Below are 14344 nucleotides of genomic sequence, written 5' to 3'. Positions count from 1 at the left end.
GGCGTGCTGGGCGTCGATTCGCCGCTGGCCGCCGCCAAGCCTCGCCTCGGCGCGAAGTTGCTCGAGCTGTCCCGGAATGTCCTTCATCGCCGCCCTCTGTGGTTTGCATGCCTGTGTTCGGGTTGCGCGGGACCATAAGGCGCGCGCGATGCGCCGCAAAGCGGAAAGCGGAAACTTTGCAAACTACGTTGGGAAACCGCTGCTTAAACTGAAAAGCCGTATAGGTGGCGCGCGCGGGTGCGGCGCCGCGGCCGCGTGGCGAAGGCTTGACGCCGCGCCGGGGCGGGGCCATGCCCCCCGGCATGGGACTGACGATCGATCTGGCCGCCATCGCGGCAAACTGGCGCGCCCTCGCCGCCCGGGCGCCGGGTGCGCGCCCGGGCGCCGTGGTCAAGGCCGACGCCTACGGCTTGGGCGCAGCGCGGGTGGCGCCGGCGCTTTACGCTGCGGGTGCCCGCGACTTCTTCGTGGCGCAGGCGGGTGAGGGGCGGGCGATCCGGCCGCTTCTCGGGGCCGACGCGCGCATCTTCGTGCTGTCGGGGCATATGCCGGGGCAGGACCTGACCGGCCTCGTGCCGGTGCTGAACAGCCCCGAGCAGTTCTTCCGCGACCGCGCGCTGCGCCCTCGTGGCGCCTTCGGCATCCAGCTCGACAGCGGCATGAACCGTCTGGGGTTCGAGCCGGCCGAGTGGGCCGCCGTCCGCGCCGAGGCGCTTGCCGCGCCGACCGGCGACGGCACCGGCCCGGCGCTCGTCATGTCGCACCTGATGTGCGCCGACGAACCCGGCCACCCCGCCAACGCGGCGCAGCTTGCCGCCTTCCGCAGCATGACCGAGGGGGTCGCTGCGCCCCGCTCGCTCTCGGCAACCGGCGGCATCCTGCTCGGCCCCGACTATCACTTCGACGTGACGCGGCCCGGCATCGGGCTTTATGGCGCCGAGCCCTTCACCGACGCCCGGCCCGTGGTGCGGCTGGCGCTCGAGGTGATCCAGACCCGCTGGGTCGAGCCCGGCGAGGCGGTGGGCTATGGCTGCACCTGGACCGCGCCGCGCCGGTCGCGGATCGCCACCGTCTCGGCGGGTTACGCCGACGGGCTGCTGCGGTCGCTGACCGGGAAGGACGTGGCGCTCTGGGCGGGCGCGCGGTCCGCGCCGATCGTCGGGCGGGTGTCGATGGACCTCATCACCGCCGACGTGACCGACCTGCCCGAGGTGCCGGCCGAGCTCGAGATCCTGAACGACCGTCAGGGCGTCGATGCGCTGGCCGCGAAGGCCGGGACCATCGGCTACGAGATCCTGACCTCGCTCGGGGCGCGCTATGCCCGCCGCTGGGTGGGCGAGGGGGCGTGAACCCGCTTGCGGCCCTCGGCCGGGTCACGCTGCGGGTTGTGCGCGGCGTGGGGCAGGTGGCGATCTTCGCCGCCCGCGGCCTCGCCGCGCCGGGCTTCCACCCCGCGCTGCTGGCGCGCCAGTTGCTGCGGATCGGCTGGCTGTCGCTGCCGGTGGTGGGGCTGACGGCGCTCTTCACCGGGGCGGCGCTGGCCCTGCAGATCAACTCGGGCGGCGAGCGGTTCCAGGCCGGCGACGTGGTGCCGGCCATTGTCGCCATCGGCATGGTCCGCGAGCTCGGCCCCGTCCTCGGCGGGCTGATGGTGGCGGCCCGCGTCGCCTCGTCCATCGCCGCCGAGATCGGCTCGATGCGGGTGAGCGAGCAGATCGACGCGCTGGTGACGCTCTCGACCGACCCGATGGGCTGGCTGGTCACGCCGCGGCTGTGGGCGGCGATCCTGTCGGTGCCGGTGCTGGTCGCGGTCGGCGACGCGATCGGGATCATGGGCGGCTGGCTGGTCGGCACGACCGCGCTGGGGTTCACCTCGCAGGCCTATATCTCGAACTCCTGGGCCTATCTCGAAAGCTGGGACGTGCTCTCGGGGCTGATCAAGGGCGCGGTGTTCGGGGCCATCGTGGCGCTTGCGGGCTGCTGGTTCGGGATGCACGCAGGTCGCGGGGCCGAGGGCGTGGGCCGGGCCACGACCAACGCCGTCGTCGCCGCCTCGGTCGGCATCCTCGCCGCCAACTTCGTCCTGACCGGGCTGTTCTTCACATGACCGCACCCCCCGTCATCGAGGTCCGCGGCCTCGCCAAGTCCTACGGCGCCACGCCGGTGCTGGACGGGCTCGACCTCGCCGTGCCCCGTGGCGAGAGTCTCGTCGTCATCGGCGGCTCGGGCACCGGCAAGTCGGTGCTGCTGCGCACGATCCTCGGGCTCGAGACGCCGGACGCGGGCGCGGTCCTGCTGAACGGCGCGGCCAGCACGGCTGCGGTCCGGGCCGCCTTCATGCGCGACTTCGGAATGCTGTTCCAGAATGCGGCGCTGTTCGACAGCCTGCCGGTCTGGCGCAACGTCGCCTTCCGCCTCATCCGCACCATGCCCGCGGCCGCCGCGCGGGCGCGCGCGGTCGAGCGGCTGGCGCGCGTGGGCCTCGGCCCCGAGACGGCCGACCGGATGCCGGCGGAACTCTCGGGCGGGATGCGCAAGCGCGTGGGCCTCGCCCGCGCCATCGCCGCCGACCCGCGGGTGATCTTCTTCGACGAGCCGACGACCGGCCTCGACCCGCAGCGGGCGGCGGCGATCAACGCGCTCATCCGCGGCATCGTGACCGAGACCGGCGCCACCGCCGTCACCATCACCCACGACATGACCAGCGTGCGCACCATCGCTGACCGGGTGGCGTTCCTCGCCGGCGGGCGCATCGCCTGGGCGGGTGGCGTGGCCGAGATGGACGCCGCCCCCGACCCGCGCCTGCGCGATTTCGTCGAGGGCCGCCCGCGCGACTGAGCGGCGGGGCTGGGCAGCCCCCTCGGGCTGGACAAAAATATCCCCGCCGGAGGCCGCCGGCCCCCCCGGGGCCGGCTTTCCCTTGCCATCCCGGGACGCGCTTGCAAGATGGACCGGACGCATCCGATGAGGAAACCGCCCCCGTGGGTCTGACCCCGACGAACACTGCCGCCCCCGCCCATTCCGGCGAAACCCTGCTGGAATTTCCCGACAACCGCCTGCTGATCGACCTCTGCGGGCCGCACGACCGGCACCTTGCCCGGATCGAGCAGGCGCTCGGCGTCCATGTCCTGCGCCGCGGTAACCTGCTGGCCGTGGTGGGCCCCGCCGAGGCCCAGGCGGACGCGGCGCAGGTGCTGCGCGGCCTCTATGCCCGGCTCGAGCAGGGCCGCCCGGTCGAGATGGGCGAGGTCGAGGCCGCGCTCAGGATGGGCGGAGAGCCGGACGGCGCGCCGTCCCCCACGCCCGCCGAACAGCTCGAGATGTTCCAGCACGGCCCGGTCGAACTGCGCACCCGCAAGAAGACCGTCGAGCCGCGCACCGAGGCGCAGAAGGACTATGTCCGGTCGCTCTTCGCCAACGAACTCGCCTTCGGCATCGGCCCGGCGGGCACCGGCAAGACCTATCTCGCCGTCGCTGTCGGCGTGACGATGCTGATCGGCGGCCATGTCGACAAGATCATCCTGTCGCGCCCGGCGGTCGAGGCGGGCGAGCGTCTGGGCTTCCTGCCCGGCGACATGAAGGACAAGGTCGACCCCTACATGCAGCCGCTCTACGACGCGCTGAACGACTTCCTGCCCGCCAAGCAGATGGCCAAGCTGATCGAGGAGAAGCGGATCGAGATCGCGCCCTTGGCCTTCATGCGCGGCCGAACGCTCGCCAATGCCTTCGTGGTGCTGGACGAGGCGCAGAACGCGACCTCGATGCAGATGAAGATGTTCCTGACCCGTCTGGGCGAGGGCTCGCGCATGGTCATCACCGGCGACCGCACGCAGGTGGACCTGCCGCGCGGGGTGCAGTCGGGGCTCAAGGACGCCGAGCGCATCCTCAAGGGCGTGCCGGGGATCTCGTTCAGCTACTTCACCGCCTCGGACGTGGTGCGCCACCCGCTGGTCGCGCGGATCATCCACGCCTACGACGCCGATGACGAGACCGCCGCCGCCCGCGCCGCCGAGGCCCCGCCCGAGGGCTACGGCGCCTATCCCCCGCGCCGCGACCCGTGGCGGCGCGCCCCGGGCGGAGAGCCGGCATGATCGGCATGGACGAGCCGGACGCGCCCGGGCCGGAGGACGCGCACCACCCGTCGCCGGTCGATCTGGTGATCGAGGACGAGCGCTGGCTTGACGTGGACCTGGGCGGCATGGCCGAGCGGGCGGCCGAGGCAACGACGCGCCATCTCGGCATCGACGCGGTCGAGATCGTTGTGATGGGCTGCGACGACGCGCGCATCGCGGCCCTGAACGCGCATTTCCGCGGCAAGCCCGTGCCCACCAACGTGCTGAGTTGGCCCTCGACCGAGCCGCCCCCGCGCGGCCCGGGCGAGGTGCCGCCGCCGCCCGAGGGCGACGAGCTGGGCGACATCGCCATCAGCTTCGACACCTGCGCGCGCGAGGCCACCGAGCAGGGCAAGCCCTTCGCCGATCACGTCACGCACCTTCTGGTGCACGCGATCCTGCACCTTGCCGGCTACGACCACGAGGCCGACGCCGACGCGGAAACCATGGAGGATGCCGAGCGTTCGATCCTCGCCGGTCTGGGCATCCCCGACCCCTATCACGAGAGCTGAGCGTGCCGACCCCGTCCTCCTCCCTGCCGCAACCGCCTGCACGTTCGACCGACGGCACGGCAGACCCCGACGCCGCGTCCGAGCCGCGATCGCCCGTCACCGCCTCCGCTGCCCATGCCGACTGGTCGGACGGGATCGGCGGCGAGGGGCGCGACCTGCCGCAGTCGCGCGGCTTCCTCGGCCGCATCCTCACGCGCTTCGCCTCGGCCGGGAACGGCGGCGACGACGAGGCCCCCGATTCGATGATGGAGGCCGCGACCAGCGCCGCGGCGCCCTCGATCCTCAACCTGCGGCGCAAGACGGTGGACGATGTGGCCGTGACCAAGGCCGACATCGTCGCGGTGCCGGTCACCGTCGGTCTGCCCGAACTGGTCGAGGTCTTCCGCGAGCACGGCTATTCGCGCGTCCCCGTCTATCGCGGCGATCTGGACCAGCCGCTCGGGCTCGTGCTCTTCAAGGACCTGGCGATGAAGCACGGGTTCGCGGGCAAGGGCCCGGTGCCGCGCTTCGCGCTGCGCCCGCTGCTCAGGCCGCTGCTCTACGTCCCCGGCTCGATGCCCATCGGCGCGCTCTTGCAGCAGATGCAGCAGAAGCGAATCCACATGGCGCTGGTGATCGACGAGTACGGCGGGGTGGACGGGCTGGTGACGCTCGAGGACCTGGTCGAGCAGGTGATCGGCGCCATCGACGACGAGCATGACGAGGGCGAGACCGGGCTCTGGGTGCAGGAGCGGCCGGGCCAGTGGATGATCCTCGCGCGCGCGCCGATCGAGCAGGTAGAGGCCGCCATCGGCGTCAAGCTCGTCTCGGGCGTCTACGAGGAAGAGATCGACACCTTGGGCGGGCTGATCTTCATGCTCGCGGGCCACGTGCCGGTGCGGGGCGAGATCGTCACCGACGACAGCGGCGTGCAGTTCGAGGTGATCGACGCCGACGCCCGCCGCATCAAGCGGGTCCGCGCCCGCCTGCCCGACACCCCGCATCCGCCGGCGGGGTGAGGCTCAGCCCACCCGCCGGATCAGCTCGAGGGCGGCGAGGGGATTGAGCGCCTTGTGCCCCGAGATCACGAACAGGAACACCTCGCGCGGGGCGCCGTCGCCTAGCGGCGCGCCGAGCGGGGCGAGCCCCTCGGGCTGCTGCCCGGACGCCAGTTGCCCCGCCCGGCGCGCCCACAGGTCGAGCGCCCGCGGCGCGTAGCCGGCCTTGTAGCGCTCGGTGGTCCCCATGATCCGCAGATAGCTGAAATCCGCCGTCTGGTCGGCGATCATCGGATAGTCGCTGTCGGCGGCGAGCACGATGGCCACGCCCCGCGCCCGGCAGGCCGCGACCACCTCCTCGCACGCGAACGAGGGGTGGCGCAGCTCGACCGCGTGGCGCAGCCGCTGGTCGCCCGCCTGCGCCGGCAGCAGGTCGAGGAAGGCCGCGAAATCCTCAGGGTCATAGGCCTTGGCCGGCGCGAGTTGCCACAGGATCGGGCCGAGCGCCGTGCCCAGCCGGTCGATACCGCTTTCGGTGAAGCGGCGGATCGACTCGCCCGCCTCGGCCAGCTTGCGCTTCTGCACGGCGTAGCGCGGCGCCTTGAGCGCCAGCACGAACCCCTCGGGCACCGCCGCGCGCCAGGCCGCGAAGGTCTCGGGCGTCTGGGTGCGGTAGAAGGTGCCGTTGACCTCGATCGCGGTCAGGCGGCTGGCGGCGTGGGCGAGCTGGTCGGCCTTGCGCAGCCCCGCGGGGTAGAAGGTCTCGTTCCACGGGTCATAGCTCCACCCGCCGACGCCGATGCGGATCGGGCCGAGCGCCTTGGCGTTGCGGGCGCGCGCCATCAGGCGGCGTCGATGCGGTGGATCGAGCGCGCGATCCCCGCCGTCGCGGCGCCCCAGGGGCTGGCGGTGGTGCGCGCCTTGTGGGCCTTGAGCGCGGCCTCGTCGGCGAACAGCTCCTCGACATGCCAGACGAGCGGGTCGTCGGTCTGGCTCAGCGCGAAATGCAGGCAGCCCGGCTCGGCCCGGCTGGCCGCGATATGGTCGGGCGCGTGGGCGAGCACCGCCATCAGCTCACCCGCATCGGCGCAGGTGAGCCGCCCCGACAGCGCCACCTGCGCGCCGGTCGGCGCGGGACGGCCGTGGCTGGCCGAGGGGCCGTGATGCTGTCCGCAGGCGCAGGTCATCGGCTCACCTCGCAATGAGAGCGGCGAAATCGAGAAAGCGGCGGCCCGCGTCGGGGCTGGGGGCAAGGTCCAGCGCCTCGGCGGCGGCGTAGGGATCGTCGCCGGTGCCCGGGTGGCAGGCCTTGAGATAGCGCAGGCTGACCGCCTCGCTCGCGCCGAAGACCTGCGGCAGGTCGAGCACCTGCCAGCTGCCGTCCGAGTCGGCAAAGGCCGGGCGGCGGGGCGAGCAGAAATACTGGTCGGTGAACGGCGCGCTCCAGTCGAGGCCCGCCTCGGGATGGGCGGGATAGTCGTCGGGATATTCGGCCGAGGCCACGCGCGCCGTAACCTCGACCCGCCGGCCGGGAATCGCGGCGCTGCCCTCGCCGATCTGGCGCGCGGCCGACTGGATGACCCAGGTGCAGCCACTCATGTGGCAGCGCGCGCCGAACGCCGTGCGACGTTCCGCCTCGGTCGGCGGCGTGCCGCCCCTGGAGCCAGCGGCCGGGGCGTCGCCCGGATCGCGGACGCAGACGGTGAGGCCGGTGGCGGCCCAGCAGGCGCCGTCCGCCTGCCGCCGAGCGGTGCCCCACGTCCGGCCGTCCGACCCCGAGAGCCGTCCCCGACCCTTGCCGGTCACGTCTAGCGACAGGCGTTCGGCGCCGCCGAAGCGGCGGCCGTCGTCCATGCGGATGTCGAAGCTGCCGCCCTTGCGCGGGGTGAAGCGGCACGGCCCGTCGATGCGCGCGCCGCCGAGCGTGACCTCGCACAGCGCGGCCTGCGGGGCGGCGACGACAGGGGTTCCCGACAGGCCGGCGAGGAGGGCGATGGTCAGGGCGAGGAGCGTCGGTCTGGGGGTCATCGTCTCGTCTGCCGCGCGGGTTCGAGGGGAGGATGCGCCAGCCCGGCCACGATGCCAAGAGGCGGGTGGGCGGGGCGCGCATCGGGTCGAGTGGCGGTGGGATGGTTGGGGCGGTGAGGCATCGACCGATAGGATCGCAAGGCATGCAGCAATGCCAACGGCCAGAACAGTCCGTTCGAGGCGGCTCTCAAAGGTCGGCACTCCCCGCCATTCGGCTAAGACTCCATCTGTCGGGCAGAGAAGCTATTAAGACGGGGCAGTCAATGAACGGGCGTTCGGCAGTCAGGGGGTGGGCGCAGATGTGTCCGCGCGGGCCGGGTCTCGAACGGCCGCTTTCCCCAACACGCACCGCGCTCAGCGCGCCAGCCGCCGTAACTCCGGCAGTGGGCGATGCGGCCTTGCATCAAGCAGGGTGCGCACATCGGGAGGATTGCTGTAGTTTACTGTTCGGAGTGTCATCGAATCCGATGGATGGCAGGTCGCAGGACAGTCAGCGACTAGCGTTTGCAACCATAGCAGATCACCTCGCCGCCCAAGACGAACACTTTGCGGATAGAGTCGCTCGGGGTGGTTATCGTCTCGATGCCCGGGGGGGCCGGCGCCTGACCCTTGAGATGAGGCCAACCGCGCGGTGCGAACCCCCGCATCCCGAGCGGCGAAGACCACCTCTCATCCCGCCAAGGAAAGCCCCGACGAACCCGACGATCCCACGCCGGGCAATGGGCTGGAATCGTTCGGTCGCGATTGGAAGCAGGCATGCGGCTTCATCTACCTGAGAACACTGCGCACCGGCCGTAGAGCCCTCAGTCTCGAGCGAGGCTCGCTGCTCGATACGATCCTTCGGCTCGGCGACAAGGGCCGCTAATCGATGTGGGAGGATACTGTCAAACGCCTAAGGGCGTTCGACCCGCCGGTGGGCGCCATCCCGCAGCTCAAAGTGATCCGCGAGCAAGTCCGGAAGCGGATGCAACGCTTCATTGGGATAGCCGATGAGGAGGATGCGACGGCGTTTTTCGCATCGGATCTCACGCGCGAGAACCTCAGGGAGGTCATTCAGTTCTTCGTGCGGTCCAAGGGGAGCGAATATGCGGTTCCCTTCCACAGATTGGGCACCGGCTCGATCAACACGCTGGTCTTCGCGCTGCTGACGCATATCGCCGACCTTCGCGGAAATGACTCCGTCATCTTCGCAATGGAAGAGCCGGAGATCGCACTGCCCCCGCACTCGCAGCGTCGGCTCACCCGTTACCTTCTCAAGAAGATGGGCCAGGCGATCGTCACCTCGAACTCGCCACACGTCATCGACGAATTCGAGGTCACTCAGATTCTCGCAATCGACCGCGATGAGAGACATCGTCTCTCAAGCACCGCGATTCCCACGGAGGGGATCAAGTTTAAGGCGGTTCGCCAGCGCAAGCTGCAGCTTGCGGAAGCAATCCTCGCGCGCGGCATCATCGTTGCCGAAGGTGCGACCGAAGTTGCGACGCTGATCGCGACATCGCGCGCGCTGGAAGCTCACAGCCCGGAAAACGCATATGACCCATTCGATCTGACGGGCATTTCCGTTTTCGATGCGGGAGCCCACGGTGAAATCCTCAAATGGGGGCCCGTTTTTAGAAGCCTGCGGAAGGCATTCTTCGCCTTCCACGATCTGCGGAAAAAGGAGTGGACTTCGGAGCAGAAGGACAATCTCGCGCTGTATTCGGAGAACTGCCAGACGACCTACAAGGGGATCGAGGCGCTGCCGGTTGCTGAGGTTGCGATCGACGCGCAAAGGCGGTTTCTGGCGGCGGTCGCTGACTGGCCCGACTATCCCCAACACCATCGCAAGTTGACGGCCGGCACCGTTGAGGATGAGGTTAGAAAGCTCTGCTACGACGTGCTCGCCGATCGCAAAGGGGATGGCTACGCGGCCCCTCTGATCGAGTGCTGCCAATCGCTGGCCGAGCTTCCCAAAACGATCACCGAATTTCTGCAGCGCGTGAACGCGCTTTTGAAACTTCCGCCGCTGGATGGCGACGACGACGAGGGCAAGCCCGGATGACCTTCGTCCTGAACGACCAGCGAAAATCGGTGCTCGAAGAGCCAGGACACGTTCTCGTATTGGGTGGGCCGGGAGCAGGAAAGACCACTCTTGCGATCTTGAAGGCCCAGGCCGGAATGTCGGGGATGAAGCCCGGTCAAACGGCACTTTTCCTGAGCGTTTCTCGCGCCGCCGTGCAGCAGATTATCACGCGCTGCAAGACCGTCCTGGGCCGGGACGAGCTTTCCAGGATCGAGGTCAGGACCTACCACTCATTCTGCTGGGAACTGATGATCAATGGCGCCTAGTGAGGGCGCTTGCCGTAGCGACCAAGAGCGTCTTCCTCGCTGACCCCGAGCAGCGGATCTACGATTTCCGTAAGGGCGTCCGCGCCGATCGCCTCGACATCCTGCGCCGCGGCGTCAAGTTGCTGGAGGCCGATCTGGAGACGGATAATTTTCGTAGCCCAACTTCGGACGTGCTTCGCTTCGCGAACGCGGTGGTGACGGCAAAAGCGCCGGGGCGATCAAAAGACGTCATCGTCACCACCTACAAGCGGTTCCAGAATATGTTCAATTCCACCGTCCACTTTCATATCGGTCAGGCGTTCGCTGACTTTGCCCGGCGCGGCGTGGCACAGCCTTGCGTGGCGGTCTTGGCAACGAGCAACGATCTCGTCGCAGACATCTCCGAGCTGCTCTTGACCTCTCATAATTTTGGCAAGAACGCGCTCTCCCCCATCAATCACGATATCGTCTGGGACGGCGAGCAATCATCAGCCGCGGCTCTCGTTACGGCCGCGTTGCTGGAGCAGACCTCTGCCTATTCGGTCGCATCCCGGACAGCAGCGCTACGGCGTGCAGCCGATTTTTGGCTCCTGAAGAAGGATTGGTGCGAACAGCAGAATGCCCTCGGAGCCAAGACGGCCGGCGACCGCGCCGTCAGGATGACGGCCGCTATCGACTTGCTACGCAGGGACAAGCCGATCCGCGCATCTGGACCAAATCATCTCGCGCAATATCAGGGCGTATGCACCGGCGATCCCATCAGCGATTGGCGCCTGGCCCGCCAACATTGCACCGGCCATGACGACCTCCGAGATATCGCGGTTCAAGCCGGAATGGTCCGCCTCTCGAAAGCCGGCGATCCGATCGCGATGGCATTGAGCGAACTCTGGGCGCGAACCGCGACATATACCGGCGCGACCGAGCGCGTCACCGCCATCCTCGATCAGCAACGCCTTGTTGGTGCTGATCGCCCTCCTCGCGGATGCATCCTGATGACCATCCACAAATCAAAAGGGAAGGAATTCGATGCCGTCGTCATCGTGGAGGGATATCGCGGAGGCGCGCTCCTGAAGGAAGACGAAGCGCCAAGATACGAGAAAAGCCGCCGTGTGCTGCGGGTCGGGATCACCAAAGCGCGGCATGCGGTCCGCATCGTCCGCCCGGCCGATGTTACACCGCTCTTCGATCCGGAGTGACGCGCCCGTTACGGTCATTCCTGCCTTGGCGAGCGCTTAGGCTTGAGCTGCCATTGGCTGCGTTCCAAGGCCATCCTCTTGTAACCGGACCTCTCGAAGAGCGCGGCGACCGCCTCTCCCCCCTGGAGCAACAGCTCTGCGGACGGGTTCTCCTTTGGCGCATAGAGGACGGACCCATCTACGACCTCGTGACGAGTCAGAGGCGTGATCGCGCCGAACGTCGCGACCGCCTTGGCCAGCAGCGCCTCGTCAGTGCAGTTGATTTCGACGAAGACATCGCGGTCGTCGTCGTACACGTAGAGGCTCGCGTCATAGATGAAAGAACTGAGCGACCGGCTGGACGGGTCCGAGAACTTCGCCGCGAACAGCGTGTCGGTGTAACGGCCAGGAAAGCCGACATGGATGCCGAACCCAAACTTTTCAGCCGCGAGATCCACTGCCGGCTCAATCGACAGCAGGCTCATATAGCCGGTCTCCACCGGCATATCGCCCTGGCCTAGGCTCTCGGTCACGAGCGCCAGCGCGACGCCAGACTGATCAAGCGCCACACCACCACTGAATCCGCCGCGAGCCGTGGCTGAAGCGATGAAGTGCAGGACGGGAGAATGACGCACACGCACCACAGCGTTGATCTGTCCCAAGGTGACGACCTGACTGGGTACAATGGTGAACGGGATCGGGGGATACCCGACGACGAGAATATCCGAAAGGACCAGGTCATTCTCCCCGAGCGAGTAGTCCGTGTGCTGGCTGACGGTGATCGCCGGCAATGACGTGCCGCCAAGGTCGACCCGAAAGACCGCGACGTCGAGGCCATCCGGACCAAAATAGGGCCCATCGACAATCTCCAGCCGACGCGGAGGAGCCGCCTTGCCGCCAGCCTCTTCGGTGAGGTGCGCCGACTTGGTGGTGGCTATCTCCTTGATGGTCACCCCATCGATCACGTGCCGGGCCGTGATGAAGATCCCATCGCCGATATGGAACGCCGAGCCGATGCCTTCGTCCCCCTTAGCGTCGACGATGGCTACGAACGCCACAGCTCCCGCCGCGCGCACATAGGTCTCATGGAAGGCGCTCTTTTCAGCCATCAGAAGGCACCTCTCAACTCAACCTCGGTCGCGTCCCATTGATCGACCGCGATGGCTGTACATTCCGCGACAAGTAGATTGAGGACAGCCTCGATCTTGCGAGCGTCATACGCTCCTTCGACCAAAGTCTCTGCCGTCTGTTTCAAGAATTCCTTGCTATAAGACTCCTTAAATTCCAACGCCCCTTGATAGGTGTCGAGGCTCTTCTTGTAGCCGGTCCAGAGTACCTTCGCCGGCGGATAACCACCGAGGTCGAGATCGAGATAGCACTCGATCGCGGCCGCGCGCCGGTTGATGTCTGAGTTGTGGAGCCCCTCGGGACCTTGAGCTGGAAACGAGCGGAACTCCTCGAGCTCGGGTAACATGATCCCGCGCATGTTCACAGGCAGGGTGAGTGTCGACAGACGCTGATGCGCATCGAGCCCCTCGGCGTCATTGTCGAACACGAAGACGACTTGATTCTGCACGTCTATTTTTGCGAGCCCTTCCGCGAACTTCAGCAAGTTGCCCGTGCCCGAGAATGGATGACTCTCGCTCACGTCAATGAAGCGGAAGAAATCCTCGATCTCTGGCCGCAACAGCTCTAGTGCGCGCTTCAAGATATGGACGTCCGAGCTGCCCTCGGTCGCGATCAGGAACGTCTCGGTCCGCCGGGCATGAGGTACGAACTCCCGCTCCGTCGCCCAACCGGCCTGCACTAGCGGTCCATACTGCCAGACGACGGGGGCCTCCTCGTTCGCCTTTGCCTCCGCCAAGAGCCGAAGGACTGAATACGGGTGAAGGATATCGACCAACGCGCCGAAGAAGCTTCGCTCCGAGTAGGCTTGGATATCATAGGATCGGTAGGTGGGGATGCGCTCGAACCGCATCCCCTCGAACCGACCTCGCATCTTCGCTTCGCTCGCATCGTCCGTGCCCGAGATAAAGGTGTCGTCGAGACTGCCGAGCGGATGCGCGGTGGCGAATGCGCGGAACTCCGCAAAATTCATCAGGTCAGGAATAGGCTCGTCTTCATCGTCCTGGAGAGACTGCCTCTCCTCCCGCCAGTTTTGGGCGACGGCGTCATATTCACGGCGCACGCGCTCCAGATCGAAGCCAAGGAGTTCGAGGCGGGGAACGACGTGTTTGAGCGGTCGCGTGAACGCCATCTCGGAGGGGGTGGGGTCCTCGCCCTCCTCCTCGTACCAGTCGTAGTCGAGCTGGTCGCTCTTGATCGCATTTCGATCCTTTTCCTGAAAAATCGATCCATGATCGATGCCGCGGTGATTCTTGCTGTACGTGACCGATACGCCGGCCACATCGAGCGTAATTTCCGTGCCCAACTCTCCCCCAACCATACTGAGGCGTTCGTCGACGCCGTCTTGTCGCATGTTCATTCTACCTATCGACCTTGAGCGGTCCTGACCGCAAGGGCTTGAACGACTCCCGAGTCGGCACGGCCGGGTCCAGCTCAAGATCGCACGCCTAATGCCCAGCGCCGGCTCGCGCTCTGAAATCCTGGCCTACGGATTTACGGCTCTCCGGATTTGCGGGGAAAGCCTTCCCCTGCGTCCGAGCCTGCGGTCTCGGCCGACCCCTTCTGCGGGGCCGGCTGCCCCGCAACGCCCCGCCGAGAGTGAGAGTGCTGACGGGTTTGCCGTGACGGGTTGAGGGCTGGGAGAGAGGCTTCCGGCGCCCGTCTCGGAGATCCGCGATGACGAGGCAACAGGGCCAGGCCGCCCACGATCGGGCGAGCCTCTACAACGACATCACCAACAAGATCATCGGCGAGCTCGAGGCGGGCCGGCTCCCATGGGTCCAGCCCTGGGGCACGGCGGCGGCGAAGGCGCCACTCGCTATGCCGCGGAATGCCTGCACCGGCCGGGGCTATTCCGGGATCAACGTCCTCATCCTCTGGGGCGCAGTCATCGAGCACGGCCATCCGGGCCAGAGCTGGCTCACTTTTCGCCAGGCGCTGTCGCTCGGCGGCAACGTGCGCAAGGGCGAGCGCGGCACCACCGTCGTGTACGCCGACCGCTTCGTGCCGGACGACGAGAAGCGGCGGGCCCGCGAGACCGGCGAGGACGCGCAGGCCATCCCCTTCCTGAAGCGCTTCACGGTCTTCAACACGGCGCAATACGA

14 protein-coding genes and 1 pseudogene are annotated in these 14344 nt (G+C 67.7%); 10 read left to right on the top strand and 5 right to left on the bottom strand.

The genetic code is table 11. The annotated features are described in order from the left end of the window. The first annotated feature begins 302 nt into the window (after window positions 1–302). The 6 genes from alr to BLW17_RS16055 all read left to right on the top strand — a co-directional run bounded on the left by alr (window position 303) and on the right by BLW17_RS16055 (window position 5622). The gene (gene alr / locus BLW17_RS16080; RefSeq protein ID WP_036732553.1) at window positions 303–1349 is read left to right on the top strand and encodes an alanine racemase; all 1047 of its coding nucleotides are present in this window, start codon (window positions 303–305) and stop codon (window positions 1347–1349) included. Beyond that, window positions 1346–2107, top strand: a complete 762-nt coding sequence (locus tag BLW17_RS16075) for an MlaE family ABC transporter permease (protein ID WP_036704500.1) — start codon at window positions 1346–1348, stop codon at window positions 2105–2107. Before alr ends, BLW17_RS16075 begins: the two co-directional genes overlap by 4 nt. Continuing rightward, the gene (locus tag BLW17_RS16070) at window positions 2104–2838 is read left to right on the top strand and encodes an ABC transporter ATP-binding protein (protein ID WP_036712300.1); all 735 of its coding nucleotides are present in this window, start codon (window positions 2104–2106) and stop codon (window positions 2836–2838) included. Before BLW17_RS16075 ends, BLW17_RS16070 begins: the two co-directional genes overlap by 4 nt. A 143-nt stretch (window positions 2839–2981) precedes the next feature. Continuing rightward, complete coding sequence (locus BLW17_RS16065) at window positions 2982–4091, top strand: PhoH family protein (protein ID WP_036704497.1); 1110 nt, start codon at window positions 2982–2984, stop codon at window positions 4089–4091. A gap of 5 nt (window positions 4092–4096) precedes the next feature. After that, on the top strand, window positions 4097–4624 hold the full coding sequence (ybeY, locus tag BLW17_RS16060) for an rRNA maturation RNase YbeY (protein ID WP_052176323.1): 528 nt from the start codon (window positions 4097–4099) through the stop codon (window positions 4622–4624). A gap of 134 nt (window positions 4625–4758) precedes the next feature. Then, window positions 4759–5622: a transporter associated domain-containing protein gene (locus BLW17_RS16055; protein ID WP_052176322.1), complete on the top strand. Its 864-nt coding sequence runs from the start codon at window positions 4759–4761 to the stop codon at window positions 5620–5622. A gap of 3 nt (window positions 5623–5625) precedes the next feature. Here BLW17_RS16055 and BLW17_RS16050 read toward each other — a convergent pair whose 3' ends face one another. From BLW17_RS16050 to BLW17_RS16040, 3 genes are read right to left on the bottom strand one after another with little or no spacing between them, the layout of a single operon-like run. Continuing rightward, the gene (locus tag BLW17_RS16050; protein ID WP_052176320.1) at window positions 5626–6444 is read right to left on the bottom strand and encodes a DUF72 domain-containing protein; all 819 of its coding nucleotides are present in this window, start codon (window positions 6442–6444) and stop codon (window positions 5626–5628) included. Further along, window positions 6444–6788 (bottom strand): putative quinol monooxygenase, encoded by a 345-nt coding sequence (locus BLW17_RS16045; RefSeq protein ID WP_074827026.1) that lies wholly within the window; start codon window positions 6786–6788, stop codon window positions 6444–6446. The genes BLW17_RS16050 and BLW17_RS16045 overlap by 1 nt, the downstream gene beginning before the upstream one ends. 4 nt (window positions 6789–6792) lie before the next feature. Beyond that, complete coding sequence (locus tag BLW17_RS16040; protein WP_036732551.1) at window positions 6793–7629, bottom strand: hypothetical protein; 837 nt, start codon at window positions 7627–7629, stop codon at window positions 6793–6795. An 868-nt stretch (window positions 7630–8497) separates the two neighbouring features. Between BLW17_RS16040 and BLW17_RS16035 the strand changes: the two genes are divergently transcribed. Genes BLW17_RS16035 through BLW17_RS16025 form a run of 3 tightly spaced genes read left to right on the top strand, consistent with a single transcriptional unit; the run spans window position 8498 to window position 11135 of the window. After that, window positions 8498–9673, top strand: a complete 1176-nt coding sequence (locus BLW17_RS16035) for an ATP-dependent nuclease (protein ID WP_052176319.1) — start codon at window positions 8498–8500, stop codon at window positions 9671–9673. Beyond that, complete coding sequence (locus BLW17_RS17955; RefSeq protein ID WP_074827024.1) at window positions 9670–9960, top strand: UvrD-helicase domain-containing protein; 291 nt, start codon at window positions 9670–9672, stop codon at window positions 9958–9960. The genes BLW17_RS16035 and BLW17_RS17955 overlap by 4 nt, the downstream gene beginning before the upstream one ends. Then, window positions 9960–11135 carry an ATP-binding domain-containing protein gene (locus BLW17_RS16025; RefSeq protein WP_036732549.1) on the top strand — a complete coding sequence of 392 codons (1176 nt, stop codon included), beginning with the start codon at window positions 9960–9962 and terminating at the stop codon, window positions 11133–11135. Before BLW17_RS17955 ends, BLW17_RS16025 begins: the two co-directional genes overlap by 1 nt. 14 nt (window positions 11136–11149) lie before the next feature. On the opposite strand, the gene BLW17_RS16020 is transcribed toward BLW17_RS16025, so the two are convergent. Both BLW17_RS16020 and BLW17_RS16015 read right to left on the bottom strand, forming a co-directional pair. After that, complete coding sequence (locus tag BLW17_RS16020) at window positions 11150–12223, bottom strand: S1 family peptidase (RefSeq protein ID WP_036732548.1); 1074 nt, start codon at window positions 12221–12223, stop codon at window positions 11150–11152. Then, a complete protein-coding gene (locus BLW17_RS16015) occupies window positions 12223–13599 on the bottom strand; it encodes a HEPN/Toprim-associated domain-containing protein (RefSeq protein ID WP_197055266.1) in 1377 nt (458 codons plus the stop codon). Before BLW17_RS16015 ends, BLW17_RS16020 begins: the two co-directional genes overlap by 1 nt. A gap of 317 nt (window positions 13600–13916) precedes the next feature. Here BLW17_RS16015 and BLW17_RS18995 point away from each other — a divergent pair. Next, window positions 13917–14267, top strand: a pseudogene (locus BLW17_RS18995) (ArdC-like ssDNA-binding domain-containing protein); the annotation flags it as partial. Window positions 14268–14344: the final 77 nt, after the last annotated feature.

It is taken from the genome of Paracoccus sanguinis (assembly GCF_900106665.1).
Lineage (GTDB): Bacteria > Pseudomonadota > Alphaproteobacteria > Rhodobacterales > Rhodobacteraceae > Paracoccus > Paracoccus panacisoli.
This window is presented reverse-complemented; position numbering and strand designations above follow the sequence as displayed.

Coding starts and splice junctions, on each gene's coding strand:
- alr (WP_036732553.1), top strand. CDS start 303: ATGGGACTGACGATCGATCTGGCCGCCATCGCGGCAAACTGGCGCGCC.
- BLW17_RS16070 (WP_036712300.1), top strand. CDS start 2,104: ATGACCGCACCCCCCGTCATCGAGGTCCGCGGCCTCGCCAAGTCCTAC.
- ybeY (WP_052176323.1), top strand. CDS start 4,097: ATGGACGAGCCGGACGCGCCCGGGCCGGAGGACGCGCACCACCCGTCG.
- BLW17_RS16050 (WP_052176320.1), bottom strand. CDS start 6,444: ATGGCGCGCGCCCGCAACGCCAAGGCGCTCGGCCCGATCCGCATCGGC.
- BLW17_RS16045 (WP_074827026.1), bottom strand. CDS start 6,788: ATGACCTGCGCCTGCGGACAGCATCACGGCCCCTCGGCCAGCCACGGC.
- BLW17_RS16040 (WP_036732551.1), bottom strand. CDS start 7,629: ATGACCCCCAGACCGACGCTCCTCGCCCTGACCATCGCCCTCCTCGCC.
- BLW17_RS16035 (WP_052176319.1), top strand. CDS start 8,498: ATGTGGGAGGATACTGTCAAACGCCTAAGGGCGTTCGACCCGCCGGTG.
- BLW17_RS17955 (WP_074827024.1), top strand. CDS start 9,670: ATGACCTTCGTCCTGAACGACCAGCGAAAATCGGTGCTCGAAGAGCCA.
- BLW17_RS16020 (WP_036732548.1), bottom strand. CDS start 12,223: ATGGCTGAAAAGAGCGCCTTCCATGAGACCTATGTGCGCGCGGCGGGA.
- BLW17_RS16015 (WP_197055266.1), bottom strand. CDS start 13,599: ATGAACATGCGACAAGACGGCGTCGACGAACGCCTCAGTATGGTTGGG.